The 15576-nt window shown below is 37.4% G+C and carries 14 protein-coding genes and 1 pseudogene; 1 reads left to right on the top strand and 14 read right to left on the bottom strand.

What is annotated here, in order from left to right; translation table 11 throughout:
* Positions 1–38 precede the first annotated feature (38 nt).
* A complete protein-coding gene (locus RGF10_RS05060) occupies positions 39–872 on the bottom strand; it encodes a carbon-nitrogen hydrolase family protein (protein ID WP_318507841.1) in 834 nt (277 codons plus the stop codon).
* Positions 873–990: 118 nt separating this feature from the next.
* Positions 991–1758 (bottom strand): MerR family transcriptional regulator, encoded by a 768-nt coding sequence (locus tag RGF10_RS05055; RefSeq protein ID WP_318507839.1) that lies wholly within the window; start codon positions 1756–1758, stop codon positions 991–993.
* 307 nt (positions 1759–2065) lie between these two features.
* Between RGF10_RS05055 and RGF10_RS05050 the strand changes: the two genes are divergently transcribed.
* A complete protein-coding gene (locus RGF10_RS05050; protein WP_318507837.1) occupies positions 2066–4894 on the top strand; it encodes an EAL domain-containing protein in 2829 nt (942 codons plus the stop codon).
* Between the two features lie 91 nt (positions 4895–4985).
* On the opposite strand, the pseudogene RGF10_RS05040 reads toward RGF10_RS05050, so the two are convergent.
* The 12 genes and pseudogenes from RGF10_RS05040 to RGF10_RS04985 all read right to left on the bottom strand — a co-directional run bounded on the left by RGF10_RS05040 (position 4986) and on the right by RGF10_RS04985 (position 15520).
* Positions 4986–6561: pseudogene (locus tag RGF10_RS05040) on the bottom strand (diguanylate cyclase domain-containing protein).
* Positions 6562–7026: 465 nt separating this feature from the next.
* Positions 7027–7413 (bottom strand): flagellar protein FlaG, encoded by a 387-nt coding sequence (gene flaG, locus RGF10_RS05035; protein ID WP_318507831.1) that lies wholly within the window; start codon positions 7411–7413, stop codon positions 7027–7029.
* 174 nt (positions 7414–7587) lie between these two features.
* Positions 7588–8583 carry a DoxX family membrane protein gene (locus RGF10_RS05030; RefSeq protein ID WP_318507829.1) on the bottom strand — a complete coding sequence of 332 codons (996 nt, stop codon included), beginning with the start codon at positions 8581–8583 and terminating at the stop codon, positions 7588–7590.
* Between the two features lie 1203 nt (positions 8584–9786).
* On the bottom strand, positions 9787–10623 hold the full coding sequence (locus tag RGF10_RS05025) for a flagellin N-terminal helical domain-containing protein (RefSeq protein ID WP_318507827.1): 837 nt from the start codon (positions 10621–10623) through the stop codon (positions 9787–9789).
* 93 nt (positions 10624–10716) lie between these two features.
* Positions 10717–11061 carry a carbon storage regulator gene (locus RGF10_RS05020; RefSeq protein ID WP_318507826.1) on the bottom strand — a complete coding sequence of 115 codons (345 nt, stop codon included), beginning with the start codon at positions 11059–11061 and terminating at the stop codon, positions 10717–10719.
* 197 nt (positions 11062–11258) lie between these two features.
* Positions 11259–12143 (bottom strand): flagellar filament capping protein FliD, encoded by an 885-nt coding sequence (gene fliD, locus RGF10_RS05015; RefSeq protein WP_318507824.1) that lies wholly within the window; start codon positions 12141–12143, stop codon positions 11259–11261.
* On the bottom strand, positions 12097–12759 hold the full coding sequence (locus RGF10_RS05010) for a flagellar cap protein FliD N-terminal domain-containing protein (protein WP_318507822.1): 663 nt from the start codon (positions 12757–12759) through the stop codon (positions 12097–12099). Before RGF10_RS05010 ends, fliD begins: the two co-directional genes overlap by 47 nt.
* A gap of 52 nt (positions 12760–12811) precedes the next feature.
* Positions 12812–13654 carry a flagellar hook-basal body protein gene (locus RGF10_RS05005; protein ID WP_318507820.1) on the bottom strand — a complete coding sequence of 281 codons (843 nt, stop codon included), beginning with the start codon at positions 13652–13654 and terminating at the stop codon, positions 12812–12814.
* A 27-nt stretch (positions 13655–13681) separates the two neighbouring features.
* Positions 13682–14413 (bottom strand): flagellar hook-basal body protein, encoded by a 732-nt coding sequence (locus tag RGF10_RS05000; RefSeq protein ID WP_318507818.1) that lies wholly within the window; start codon positions 14411–14413, stop codon positions 13682–13684.
* Positions 14414–14438: 25 nt separating this feature from the next.
* Complete coding sequence (locus RGF10_RS04995) at positions 14439–14552, bottom strand: flagellar basal body protein (protein ID WP_318507816.1); 114 nt, start codon at positions 14550–14552, stop codon at positions 14439–14441.
* Between the two features lie 60 nt (positions 14553–14612).
* Complete coding sequence (locus tag RGF10_RS04990; protein ID WP_318507815.1) at positions 14613–15047, bottom strand: flagellar basal body-associated FliL family protein; 435 nt, start codon at positions 15045–15047, stop codon at positions 14613–14615.
* Between the two features lie 29 nt (positions 15048–15076).
* Positions 15077–15520 (bottom strand): YaaR family protein, encoded by a 444-nt coding sequence (locus RGF10_RS04985; protein WP_318507813.1) that lies wholly within the window; start codon positions 15518–15520, stop codon positions 15077–15079.
* Positions 15521–15576: the final 56 nt, after the last annotated feature.

Raw genomic sequence — 15576 nt, 5'->3', positions numbered from 1 at the left:
TAAATAATGGAGTGATTTTTTTTGATTTTGATTAGATTCTAATACTCAGACCAGTCGTACACGTCTGGACGGCGCCTGCTTAGTGTTGGCACCCGTTTTCGAACATTCTCAACATAGACTAAGTCAAGATCAGAGGTGATGACACAGGTTTGATCGGAAGCTTGTGCAGTTACGACACCCCATGGATCGACAACCATACTTCTGCCGTAACTCCATTCATTATGAGGCGGAAATTTCCCGAAGGTAGCTGGCGCAACCATATAGACTTGATTTTCAATCGCTCTTGCACGGAGAAGCACCTCCCAATGATCTTTACCCGTATGAAGTAAGAAAATCGCTGGTGTTAGGATTACCTTTGCTCCCCTTAAAGCTAATATCCTGAACATTTCAGGAAAACGAATATCAAAACAAACACTCAAACCCACCGGTACACCTTTAATATTCGTCACAACCAGTTTATCTCCAGCTTCCTCGACTTTGCTGCCATCAATCGCCACGTCACCGATTTGTGCACTAAAGGTGTGAACTTTTTCATAAGTATCCTGTATTTCACCCTCTGGATTGATGACGCAGCAGGTGTTCTTTAATTTTCCCTGCCCATCTTCACGGAGATACATCGTTCCTGCGACTATGTAAAGTTCGAGTTCTTTTGCTAAATCCTTTAAGGTTGTTAAGGTTGGACCATCAATGGTCTCTGCTGCTTCAAAAAACTCACTTTTCCGTCCCATGATATGAAAATTTTCAGGTAGCACTACTACATCCGGTTTGCTTTTTGCAGCTTCGCGAATTAATTCTATCGCGGTGTTAACATTTTCTACAACTTGATTGGTTACTCTCATTTGCACAAGTGAAACTCTTAATTTATCCCCCATTTGCCCCATCCTTTTCAAATCAATTCATTGAATTAATTATACCATTTAACAGAAAAATCAGTGTTTTTCCACAAAAAAAAGCGACCAGTATGATGCTAGTCGCTCTCAAGATAAGTTATTACTGTTGTTTCATCCCTGTGTAGATTTGAATAGCATCTCGTAGGAATTGTGCGGCACCTGGTTGATCTTTGTCATAGTAGGCGGTAAACCGTTCATCATCGACATACATTTGCGCTAGACCGGCATGAGCCTCTTTACTATATTGCGGCCAGTGGAACATGAGCCATTTTTTGTGTAGGTCAGCTGTTTTTTGAGCTAGCTCTCCTGCCGGGTTACCTGTTTTGAACGCTTCAGCTAAGGTGATGTGAATTTGTTCTGCTAACGCCGTGGATTCATCAAATTGCTCCTGGGTCATGTTCATCATTTTCGCATTTGATTTTTCCACGACATCTTCGCCGTACTTCGCGCGGATCTCTTTTCCATATTTTTGCTCGTTGTCATCTATTAGCTTTTTCTTAAATCCTTCAAACTTTTCTTTATCACTCATCGTTATTCTCCCTTCGGTTAAGGCAAGCGTTTTTTCAACGTTGGCAATTAATAATTCTAATTGTTGCCGTCTTTCAAGGAGCTTTTCGCGATGTTCTTTCAGCGCTTTGGCACCATCAAAGGTAGGAGCGGTTACGATTTCTCTGATTGCTTCGAGATTCACTCCTAATTCACGGTAAAATAAAATTTGCTGAAGTTTGTTTACTTCATCTTGACCGTAGATCCGGTATCCTGATGAATTGATCCTTGCCGGCTTAAGAATCCCAATTTCATCATAATACCGTAACGTTCTCGTACTTACTCCAGCGAGACTGGCCAGCTTTTGCACTGTATATTCCATGCGATTACCTCCCCACATCCTTAAGTTACACCTTTACGCTGCGTAAAGGTCAATAGGTTTTCATAATTCAATATTTAATTAGCTCTCATTTTTTAATATCTACCGTCTCCACTGGAAAAAAACAGCGCTTTTCTATGATAAAGCACTAAAAAATGTGATAAAAGTCGTCGGTTTTTTACTGATTTTTTTATAACATTAAAAGGTACGGGAAAATTTTTACATGTAGTAAAAAAGTTGATAAATAGTGACTTTTCCTGACTTGCTGCCACTGTATTTCGTTTCGTTGATTACTTAGGGGGCTAACGAAATGGAAAACGAAATACGATTTACACAATATGATTTTATCAATGAAGAAGATATAAATCGAGTTTATAAGGAATTAAAGATTGCTATCATTTTGATAAATGAAAATGGAGACCAATTGTTTGCGAACACATACTTTTGCTCCATATTTGGTTATACCAGTGACGAGCTGAAAGCTAAAAGATTAGTAGACTTATTTGAAGCTGAAGATTTAAACAAAATACTGGCAGGAACCATCAACGAGAAAAATAGTGATGCAGCTTTTCATATTAGAGGAAAAAAACACGATAATAGTCCACTTTACTTAAAGGTCTTATATCATAAAATACATGAGGGAATCATCCGGCTCCAGCTGCTCGATGTTACCGAACACGTAACTTGGGAAATCAATGCTAATTCCATATTCAATGGATCATCATTGGCCCATATAACGCTTGATATAAATGGGTTGGTTAAAAATTGGAATCAGGTTGCTGAAGTGCTATTTGGTTGGAATAAAGAAGAAGTACTAAATCAACCCTATCCCCTCATTCCAAATTTTAATAGTGTAAAATTTGTTAAAAAGCTAATGAACTCCACGAAACGACACTCATTAACCGGAATTGAGGTTAAAAGAATAAGAAAAGATGGTACATGGCTTAATTGTTTAGTATATACCACACCATTATATGACCATGAGGGAAACTGTAATGGCGCAATGATTTTGATAGAGGATATTTCTCATCGGAAACATCACGAAAACCAAATAAAAAACACACGCAAGGAACTAGAAGACTTCAAATATGCACTTGATCAAGCTGCCACCGTTTCGATTACGGATGTGAACGGAAATATTATTTATGTTAACGATAAGTTTTGCGAAATATCAAAGTTCAGCCGCAATGAGCTAATCGGTCAAAATCATCGAATCCTTAAATCAAACTACCATTCTGTCGATTTATATAAGCAATTATGGGATACGATTAAGAGTGGGAACATTTGGCGTGGTGATCTATGTAACAAAGCTAAGGACGGAAGTATATGGTGGGGTGCGTCTACAATTGTCCCACTTTTTGACTATCACGGTAGGCCGTATCAATTTATTGGAATTCGTTCAGATATTACGGATCAAAAAGTGATGGAAAAAGAGATCCGCGAAAATTATCATAAGCTTTATGAAACGGAATACTACGATTTTTCAACTAAGCTCCCGAATATAAGACAATTCGAATGGAGAATTATCGATGAACAGGAACGGGCGAAGTCAAAAATTGATGGGAAGTTTTCCTTATTCATTGTTGACCTGCATGGATTTAGATTTGTTAATGATTCCTTTGGTACGGAAACTGGAGATCGGTTACTGTTGGAAGCATCGATTCGATTGAAGAAATACACCGGTACGCAAGGTATTCTGTTTCGCTTAAACGGGAAAGAGTTTGCCATCATCTTTCCGGATTTGGACAAAAATATCAAAAAAGTTACAAAAGAACTTGTTCAATTATTTAAACAGCCTTTCTTGATCAATGAATTTGAACATTATCTTAACTGCAATATCGGCGTAAGTGTTTACCCTGATAGCAGCACGAATATTAAGCATGTAATTAAACATGCGTTTTCTGCTTTATATCAAGCAAGAGAAAAGGGCAAGGATCATTACCAAATTTTTTCCCCAAATATGGATATAGAGACATACAAACGTTTTTCATTAATGAAAGATTTACGTAAAGCTGTGAAAAACAATGAGTTTTTCCTAGTCTACCAGCCTAGAATCGATGCAAAAACGGACCTAATTGTCGGAGCTGAAGCGTTAGTAAGGTGGAAGCATCCTAAGTGGGGACTCGTCTCTCCAGTTGAGTTTATCACATTAGCGGAGGAAGGCGGATTTATTCACTCAATCGGCGAAATTGTCCTCCATGAAGCCTGTCGCCAAAACAAATGCTGGCAAGACCAAGGCTTTATGCCGATTACTGTTTCTGTAAACTTCTCAGTGCACCAATTTATGCAACCCGATATGATTCAGGTAGTTGACCGAATCCTCAAGGAAACTGGCATCGATCCTAAATGGGTGGAAATTGAAATTACAGAAACAGCTGTGATGAAGGACGAAAAGAATGTTTTAGCAAAAATTAGTGAACTTAAAGCACTTGGTATTCGGATTGCAATTGATGACTTTGGAACGGGTTATGCCTCGCTTAGCTATTTGAAAAAGGTAAAAGCGAACACAGTGAAAATTGACCGCTCGTTTATTAGAGATATACCAACCGAATCAGATAGTACTGAAATCGTCAGTTCCATCGTACAACTTGCAAAAAGACTAAAGATTATTACCGTCGCCGAAGGGGTTGAATTGGAAGAACAGCTTCAATTTCTACAGCAAATGGAGTGTGAGGAAGTTCAAGGCTATTTATATAGTAGACCAGTGTTACAAAACGAGCTAGAGGAATTCCTCGTTCAAAAAAATTGCGCACCAAAACCGTGGAATTGGATAGCAGGATCGATAGCTTCGGTACAAAAACAGAATTCAGAGATTGCTTTACCTTGCACCATACTAGCTAAGATGTCGATTTCGGAAATCAGCGGTGAAAAGCTAAGCCTTGGTTCAACAGATGTAATGATTACCAAAATTGGAATCAATGGACTTCAAGTAGAATCAACAACGAAGCTTTCCATCCAACCTGATTTAGTTTTACAATTCAATGCAAACATCCTTGGTGTTGAGCTGGAGTTATTTGGAACTGTAGTATGGAAAAGGGAATTGGATGATGATAAATATTTATATGAGGTTTGTTTAATACTTGATAAACAGGAAAAAAGTGAGTGGTGTTTGTTATTGGAAAATTTCCCAAGAGATTAACAAGCTAATAAAATCGCAAAAAGCGCAGACCCAATCTGCGCTTTTTCTTTTATCATAGATGCTAATTTGGATAATCTTAATATAACGTCACTTAGTTCACAATGTTGTGCTTTTGGAACCGATAAAAGCTCACGCAATTTCGCCCTAAGGTTTTTGAGGTATACAGCGCTTGGTCAGCCATCCTGATGATTTCTTCTGGAGAAATAACCATTGTCGGAATGACGGTCGCGACACCAAGACTGCAAGTAACATAGTCATTTACCGTTGATGATAAATGATTGATTTTCAGTTCGAGAATTGCTTTGCGAATTTTTTCGGCAACTTTTATTCCCCCTTTTTGATGGGTCTCAGGTAGAATTACAACAAATTCTTCCCCCATAACGACATACGACATCAGACGGCCGTCTGAGTATTTCTTTGGCGGTTTGCGCTACTTGAATAAGACACTTGTCCCCTTTTTGATGACCGTATGTGTCGTTGAAAATTTTAAAGCCATCGATGTCAAACAATATTAAAGTGAGCGGTTTAGCCCCTCTTTTACAACGCCCCCACTCTTTTTCTAACTTTTCATCAAAGTAGCGCCGATTGTATATTTTGGTTAACCCATCAATGATTGATGCTTCTTTAAGCTTTTGTTCATGTCTTTTTTGTTCAGTTGTTTCTCTAAATTGCCATAGGTATCCGTCAAACTCACCATTTGTAAAAATTGGAATGGCATCACGACTGATGATCCTTTCATCCTTCAACACCCACTCCTCTCCGATTACCTTTTTTCGGCTTAAAAAAATTTCCTTATTTCGTTTCGCGATTAATTCTCCTTGCTTAAAGAAATTCTTTACTTCATCAAAAAACTGCTCACGGGATATTCCTTGTCCCCTTTCATGTAGTGGTGGAACCCCCATTATTTGATAAAACTGCTCATTAATTAGAAATAATCGATTTTGCTTGTCCTCTGCGACAATGCCAGAATCCATATGGGAAATTAACGCTTCTAGTCTGACTGAACGCTGCTTGAGCTTTTCTTCCTGCTTCTTCCAATCTAATCGTTTAACCGCAACGCCTAATGCTGATGCTGCTGTTAAAAGAGTGTTTTCTTCATCTAGATTCCAGTAACGTTCATTTTCACAATCTTCCAAACAAATAAAGCCCCAAAAATAGTCATCGATAAATATTGGAAGGACTAGGATAGAACGAATCCCATTTAATTCAAATGTGTATCGTTCAGGTTCAGGGAATGCAGAAGCAGGGCCCTGAATTGTCACCCCAGAAGATAAAATTCCAACCCAATGAGACCTACCAGTGTTTATATATTGCATTTCATTATTACGGGAATCAGCCAGATTAGCTTCTTTACCCCACCGATACCGCTCTACTAGAAGGTATTCGTTTCGACTCTCAGAAAAAGTATTCTCAAAAAGATGAATACAATCAACTTTAGTAGCATATCCGATCAGTGCTAACGCCTCATTGATTGCTTCTTTTTGGTTAGTTTTTGTGAATAAGGTATTAATCGCTTCGGATACTCCATTTAATAATCTGAACTGGTTTTGTAAATTTGCTTCGACTTCGAGTCCTTTACTGTTCAATAGTGGTGGCAGACTAAGGATAAAAAGGTAGGCATACCCGCTAGATTGATGATTTAATAAACTTAATACATAAAACGACATGATTGCTAGTAAATATATTGATAGATTATTTCGTCTCTTTTTCACAGATAAATACGTTAAAAATAGTAGGAGAGGTAGAACAACAATGCTGATTTCTTTTACTATAGAAACGTCTTTCCAATAGACATTAAGAGGTATGAACAACATGATGAAAACAACCCAAATAACCTTAACTATAGATTTGTGTCGTTGGTTAATTGCAATTGGATTATTCATTTCTCCACCTCCACACTATCATTTTATAGTTCTATTGTACTATATTGATTTCCGTTCTCCCATTTAAGTTACTATATTTTTAAAATTTTCCAAATGACATTTATAACAATTTGTCACTTTTTGGTCAAAAAAACCATACAGCCGTGGAGACTGTATGGTTTTTCTTCTTTATTTGAGTATATTGAGAATGGGCTTGTTGTTATATCATTTTTGTATTTTAAATACGAAGCAAACCGTTTTGATGGGTTACTAAATCTTTTGGTCGACTATAAGGCCAATATAGTCAGCCATTGCTGCATACATATCCATTAGCTTCTTGGAAGGAATCTCTTTGATCACTTCATTTGTTTTGTCATCAACTACCGTTACATAATATTCTTTTAGTTTTTCATGAAACTCAAATTTCAAGTGTGAATTAGACGCTTTTAAAAACTCGTTTAAACCGTTAATAACCTTCTCAGTTTGTTCGCGAGAATGTTGTTGTTGCTGAGATTGCTCCCCATTTTTTTCTGGTGTTGTTTCTTTAGTCCTTTGAACTGCTTCAACCATTTCAACGGTTTTAGCTTGATAATCTGTCGTAAAATACGAAGTTAAACCCGGCGCGATATTATTTGTGATGGACATCCTATCTGACATGGTTCATCTCCTCCTATGGGCATTTCTCTATAAGATGTATCGGATATTTTCAAGAAAAGTTTATGGGAGAAAACTGAAAATTTCAAGAAATGAGGATGTATTATGTAGATCAATCGTTAAAAAACCCCACTTTGACTTTCTAGAAAAGAGTGAAGTTTAAGTGGGGATACTTTGTTAGGCAAATCGATAATAAATCAACACAAATGTTGCTAAGACAAAAATAAAATTCAAGAAAACAAAAATGAATTGGTCAATTAATGTTTTGTGCATTTTTATTGGTGGATGATAGAATGAAACACCCTCAATAATAAAGATTATTAAGATGATATGCACCATGAAATGACCAATGATTTCCTTCATCCCGAACAACATCGTCGTCATCACAAAGATGACAGTAACGACAAAGGCTAGTACCCTGTTTAAAATACCCACAACCAGCAGATAGCCAACGACAAATTCAATGAACGCTGCCAACACGATAAAAACAGCTGGTTCAAAGCCAAAGGTCGGAACATGATGATTGGCAACAATATCAAGCGACATGCTTGGATACACCCATTTTTCAACAGCTACCCAACAGAGCGACAAGCCTGTACCAAGATAGAGAAACGGAAAGCCAATGTTCTCATACTTCGTTTTGCCAACTAGCAGTACGCCAATAATCGCTAGATAAAAACCATAGTCGAGCATGTAAAAAACGCCGTGCTGGATCGTGATATAAATAAATAACCCTAGCAGCACAACAGATCCGAGCTTAGTCGATAGATGATGAGGAACGAGCAATAACCCTATCGCCACCCAGGTAAAGATAATGGCTAATACATGGTTAATTTCCAATTCGGGAGCAAATAGACTGCCATTGATCACTTGAAGAATTAAAGCTACCGCTGTCCCGTACTTTAAAATCCATCTAGAATATATTCTCAAGCTTGAAAGCTTCTGATCCCATTTTTTAACTAGCTCAAATTTTTCAAGCTTCGGAATGAAGAGCGGAAGAATCGCCAAGATAACAGCCGCCAACATAGCGATTGACATAAATAATGGGGACAGGATGTGTTCAACCGATTCTTTTTTGGGTGTCATTTCTGTGAACCATTTCACATGAGCGTCTGTAAATAATGGAGTGATGATGAGTCCAATACATACTGCTACTATAAATAATTTTTTCATTGAAGCTTCCTCCTGAATGTTAAAAACAACACGAACATAGTAGTAATATACATTATCTCCAAATCGTTTGAAGCTTATAATATTGAACGTTTTGTGACACAGAGTAATTGAAAGAAAATTCACAAGTTTCGTTTTGTCTATATGGTTAACATCAAATGTATGTACGACTACCCATATATATAACAAAAGACCCTAGATAGCTAGAGTCCCTTTAAAAGATCTTAATTATTGAAGATGTGTACAATTTAATTACGAATTAATATTGAAACATATGTTAGATTCATCAAATCATTATCTTTTAATAATTTCATAGTTTTTTCAAAATATGTTCCATTGTGCTCGAATGTTTTTGAAAGAGATTGGATTAATTTAATGACTAAGTCTGTAGTTAACCCTTTATGATGACCTGCCATACCTACCAAATGCAACTTAATTAAAGCATAATGTAAAACCATTTTAGAAATGCTCTCAAATGGAGAGGTACAATCAACAGGCATACAATTTTTAAAGACATAATTGACTAAGTAATTTTCTAATATATATTCATGTTGTGTCATAAACGGAATATAGTATTGATTGTAAGATAACTTGTATGTCTATATCTTTTAGATATTGCCCCAAAATATGAGGGATATCATTAAGTTTATGGTTATTCTTACAGTCTTCTAATTCATTTAAGAGCATCGCTAAAATTAATAAACGTTCATCTAAAGTATAATTTCTATTTTGTAAAATCAGAATCATCATGTATCTATATTAATCCATGCAATCTTTCCAATGGGCTATCTCATCTTTATTGGCATTGATTATATTTGTAAACTGTCTAATGGATAGTTTTTCTTTACCTCGTTCAAACTCAATCCCATTTTTGTTAAGTAAAATTAATTTGGCTGCTATCCTTCCTCAGTCTTTCCTTCATCTCCGGATTTTTAATTTTTTTATATTTTCTTAGTGTTCCCTCATCAATGTCTATTCTCCATCCCGAGCAGCAAGTATCTTCACATGCTGACCCACTACAGGTAAATTTTTTTAGATATGTTGGAATTAGAGTGTCAAATAGAGTATTTGTCATATTTACCTTACTCCTCATTAAAAAGTGTATTCTTCTCAAAGAGCAAACTATTCGCTTTCTCTCTGAAAAGAGTAAACTATCTTAATGGAAATGAAAAAGGAATGGAAATTCCATTCCTTTTTATAACCTTATTAACGAAGTAATTGAAGTACGCCTTGTGGTTGTTGGTTTGCTTGAGCCAACATTGCTTGTGCAGCTTGAGAAAGAATAGAATTCTTAGTTTGGTTCATCATTTCTTTCGCCATATCTACGTCACGGATACGAGATTCTGCTCCAGTTAGATTTTCTGAAGCATTGTCTAAATTACTGATAGTATGTTCAAGGCGATTTTGTGTAGCACCAAGGTAGCTTCTGCCTGAAGAAACTGATGCAATTTGAGTATCAAGTGATGTTAATGCAAGATCAGCATTAGCTTGAGTATCTACCTTTGCTAATCCAAGAGCAGTATTAACAGCAGTTAAATCAACTCCAGCAGTGTCTAATTTTAAGTCCATACTTTGTGTTGCGTTAGCACCTACTTGGATTTTTAGAACACCCGTAGCACCATTAGCTGATTTATCCAACAATCTCATGCCGTTGAACTCAGTTTGGTCTGTAATTCTTTTTACTTCAGCTGTTAACTGAGAGAATTCATCACCTAAAGCAGTTCTATCTGCCGCAACGTTAGTATCAGAGGCTGATTGTACAGCTAGTTCTCTTTGTCTTTGCAGAATTGAATGTACCTCATTCAATGCTCCTTCAGCTGTTTGAATTACAGATATGCCATCTTGTGCGTTCTTTGATGCCATATCTAAACCACGGATTTGCCCACGCATTTTTTCAGAAATTGCTAGACCCGCCGCATCATCCCCTGCTCTATTGATACGAAGTCCTGAAGCTAATTTCTCCATTGATTTTGATTGTGCATTTGATGCACTTGCTAACTGACGGTGTGTGTTTAGTGCTGCAATATTGTGGTTAATACGCATTATAAAATCCTCCTAATTTCTTTTTATTATGTAGGGAGTGTTCCCTTTTATAACAAACCCTATGGGTCTATTAACAAAAATGAAAAAACTAAACTAAATAATCATTACCTCTTCACTCTCTGAAAGGTAGTTTGTTTGACACAGCTCTTCCCGAAATATGCCTATTTCTTTCGGTGCTTCGATTGCGAATCTTATTAATCCAGATACAGTTTGCATGATTGTAACTTTGATCTTATCCTCGATTAGAATAGTGTAAATAATTTTTCTCACCTGTTTGCCAACACATTTATTACTTGGGTGTTGCTTCACCTTGGTGATTCGCAAATTCTTTGGCGCTTTAATCGCTACTCGAGGCTGGAGCCCTGCTTGTAGAACGGTGATTTTGATTGAATTTCCAATAATGACGGATTGTCCAATTTCTCTGCCTACAATCAGCATTTTTCTCCCTCCAGAAGTTCATTTGCTGTACATTACTTTTATCGGAGGATCAAAAGAAATGTTTAGCTTTTTTGATAAAAATCACCAAAATAACTCAAAAAACTTTTTTGTATTATTTTTATCGGAGTCTAATGTAAATAGTTTAGTTGAAGGCAGCAAAAAAAAGCCATTCCAGTGGAATGACTTAAATATTTATATTAACCTATTTGCTGTGAAAGCCATGAGCTTTGAGAATTCATCTTGGATAAAGCACTTTCCATAGCACTAAATTGCTTCCAAAGTCTTGCTTCATAGGCGTCTATTTTATCTTGCTCCCGGCTGATGTTCGATTCTAATGACTTAATTTGTTTCGCCATGAAGCTTTGAGTGTCCACCGTTAAATTTGGATAGCCAGCAAGTTTACCTAGCTGTGTGATTCCCACATTAATACGATCATAAACTCTCCAGCCAAACCCACTTTTATCGTGCATATTTTGATCAGTCACAGTGGTTGAAGTACTTGTAGTTCCTGTTTCTTTAGCTGTAAACAATTTTTTTACATCTTCTAAATTTGTTTCTAAAACACTCTTAAGCTTTGTCTCATCTAAAACAATTTTCCCATTATCATTATAATTAGACGAGAAATTCAGGCCGATATCCTTTAAAGAGTCATAATCCACTGATACTCCTGCGTTTTTTATTGTAGCTGAAAGACTATTTCGCATTTCATATAAAAAACTTTGTATCGTTGAATCACTTTGAAGCAAACCACTTTTTGCTTTTGCTTCCCAAAGTGTAATGTCGTTTTCCTTCATATCTTTTTTCTGTTCATCCGTTAATGGAGTGTAATCGCGATATTTCTTTTCAGACAAACGTCCATTTAAGTCTGCGATTAACTCATTGTATTTATCTACGAAACCTTTAATACTATCAAAAATTCCTTGTGTATCACTTGTAATTTGCACGGAAACAGTACTACCTGTTGCTATGGGCTCTTTTATGTTAAAAGCAACGCCATCATAGGTAAACTTATTGGAAATAACATCAATTTTCTTATTATCTATTACGATATAGCCAGACTCCGCCTTTGTTCCAGGTAACATGTGTTTCTGCTATTCCTAAATTGTTCACTCCAGCAGTAAGATCAATTTTTGCTGTATCACCAGTTCCTGTTGAGGTGAGAACTAAAGATCCGCCAACATTTGCAGCTTTCACATTGGTTGATTTGGTTGGATCCGTTGTGTTTGTTGTGTACTTGTTAATTTCAGTAATAACCTGATCCAATGTCATATCCTTTGTTAAAGCTATTGACATATTATTTAGAGTAACAGTCGTGTCAGCATTCACGATTGCCCCCATGCTATTGAAGCTTACTAAAGCCGGTTTTGCCGATGTAGCGGGTTTTGCCTCGGAAATGACAAAGTCAGTTCTAGTGCTTGTACCAGCTGTCGATACTTCCACTCTAGTATCACTGGAAGTTACCTTTTGTTTATTAAACGTTGACTGCAGACGCAAGCTTTCCATCGATTTACGGAATTCATCTAGCTTTTTATTAATATCCCGATAAGAATCGCTTTTCCACGTTGCGATTGTTTTTGATTGGATCATTTTATTCAAGCGTGCACTTTGGGCAGTTACTAGCTTTTCAACGATTTCATCTGTGTTCATTCCAGAAGCGAGCCCGGTTACTCTTAATGTATTATTATTGACAGTTGACACTGGTTGCCCTCCTTTTGTTTATAGACTTTTTACAGAATGTAGACTAAAATGCTTATTTCATGATTCCATTGGCAATCCCTAGCATTTGCTCGGAATAGGAAAGTGCTCTCGAGTTTAATTGAAAGCCTCTTTGGGTTAGCATCAGATCAGACATTTCCGTTGTTAAATCAACGTTTGAACCCTCAAGGTAACCACTTGCGACCTCAACCTCGTCCAATCCCATCATTCTAACACCTGCATTTCCACCCGCAGCTGGGTCAATAGCGAATTGATTCCCGCCCAAACCTCGAAGCGTCTGTGGATTTTGGATCTCGACGATTCCGACGCGTTCACCTGAATTAAAGGGAACCCCAGAACCATTTTTATTTTTCAATAATATTTCACCACTGGAATTAACCTGAACATCGTATTGATCATTCAATAAAATCGGATTACCCGCTTGATCTAGTAAGTAACCTCCATTTGGATGAACAATATTGTACATTCCTGGGATATCAGGATTTGGACTGACCTGGAAATTTCCGTCACGTGTATAGCGTACTTCTCTTGCAGCTCCCGGAGTTTGTGAAGGAACACTAATTTGGAAATAGCCCTTCCCTTGAATCATCATCCCTAATGGGTTGTCAGTTTTGATTGCTTGGCCCTGAGTTTCATCCAATTGGGTAAGACCCGTTCGCGTTCCATAGCCTACCCGTATCCCATTAGGTGTCAAGCGGCCCAATTCCTGATCTGTGCGTGGCTGGTTGTTGACCTGCGAGGCGAGAATTTCGCTAAAGCTTTGCTCACGTCTTTTAAAGCCGGTTGTATTAACATTGGCAATATTGTTTGAAATCGTATCTAGTTTTTGCTGGTAGGCACGCAGTGAACCAGCAGAGATCGACATTGAAGTATTCAATTTCGCTACCTCCTATTCTTCATGGATTTAGCCATTTATTTTTCCAATTGAGTTTAATTGCTGAAGTGTTTGATCGTATGCATTAATGACCTTTTGATTGGCTTCGTAGTTACGCACTGTTACCATCATATCGGTCATTGTCTGTCCTGTATCCACATTCGATTGTTCGATATAACCTTGGTGAAGCGAAACAGTTGGATTCCCAACGAGCGGAATTTGGTTTGTAGCAGTGTACACATTCTCACCGTTACGAACAAGCTCATTTGGATTTTGAACGACAGCAATCCCAATTTGACCAATGTTAGTCGATCGAGCTGGATCATTCGGATAAGCGATGATATTGCCCGCTGTGTCGATAGATAAATCCTCTTTGCTCACCCCAGCAGGCAATTGAATCGGTTGTCGTGTAGCACCGAGTACCCGATAGCCATCAGGAGTGACTAGTTGACCATTAGCATCGACATCGAGCTTGCCATTCCGGGTATAGCCAACCTCTCCATTTGCCAATTGAACGGCGAAAAATGCAGCTGGCTTCACCAAACGACCATTAATGTTCTGGTAAGGAATACCTTGGTCTTCAATCGCTAAATCTAAGGGTCCATTCGTTTGGACAAGGCTACCTTGGCTAAAACTAGGGATTCTTTCTTGTACATAAGCTCCCGTTGTGAGTTCACCAATCGACGCAGCCTGACCGGGAACCTGAACGCCTACTGAGCCATTTGCATTTTGAGCAAAATCTTGAATTCGTTGCATTAGCATATTTGGGAAGGCTCTTAGAACCGCGTCATCCTTTTTGTAGCCCAGGAGTTTGCGCATTGGCAAGATTATTGGCTAGAGCTTCCTGTTTGCGTTCTAGTGAAAACATCCCTGAAGCAGCCGTATTCAACCCTCTAATCATAGAATTAACACTCATTTCTTCATTAATCTTGTTAGCTCATGATCTACTAAGATTCACCGTCTATTGTACTAATAAATCAACAATATAGACCTTAGTGATCATATCCTTTGAAACAAACTCTTTATTTAATTCATTTTTTAACTTGTCCTGAATCGCTGTAAAGCCTTCAAGGCCAATAACATCTTTCTTTTTCATACCATTTAAACTTTTTATAATAGTGCTTTCGACGCGGAATTTAAGCTTTTCCATTTCTTCAGCACTGTTTTTCGAATCTGTAACAATTTTAAAATCGATTTTTATAATACTGCCATCTGCTAAATTCGTCGTGATTGGCTCAGTATCAATCGATATTTCTAACAGTTCTTCGACTGTAAGTTCCTCACTATTTTTCTTTTCTTCGTCTGCGTTATTTAATAGATGCCAAGCAAAAAACGCACCGACGCCAATGATTGTGATGATTGCAACAATCAATATAGATTTTTTTAACAAATTCATTCTGACTAGCCCCTTATTATTTGATGAGGTTAAGTATAGAGATTGATAAGTAAACCTTTAATCTCACCAATTCGCTCCAATATTGATAAACTTGAATTTTGCTCGTCCAATACATGCTTCGTTAATTCCATAAGCTTTGCATCAATTGTTTTGATTGTTTTTAGCATTTTGTTTCCGGAATATGGATCCCAAGTTTCCGATTGATGCAGCTCAATTCCATGTTTTGAAACCTCATTCATGTACTGCTTGATTAAGTCCTTGTATTTCCGCAACTCATGAAAGTTCCGACGTTCGCTAAGCTGTTTGCCCTGTTGATCGATGTTATCCATGAGCTGTTGAATACGATCCTGTGTAAGTTCTTTTGAATAGGAACCGATGATTCTTTGAAAGGAGGCTTTACTTGCAGAAGACCTCTCAGATACTGTCGGCTGTGGATCACTCACATTGACACGAACATGTTCTTGTATTTTCAACTGTGTCCACCTCCTTGATAATTGTTCTGAAAAAATTGAAATAAATCGCCTTTACC

The sequence above is a fragment of the Bacillus sp. T3 genome (assembly GCF_033449965.1).
Lineage (GTDB): Bacteria > Bacillota > Bacilli > Bacillales > Cytobacillaceae > Bacillus_BU.
This window is presented reverse-complemented; position numbering and strand designations above follow the sequence as displayed.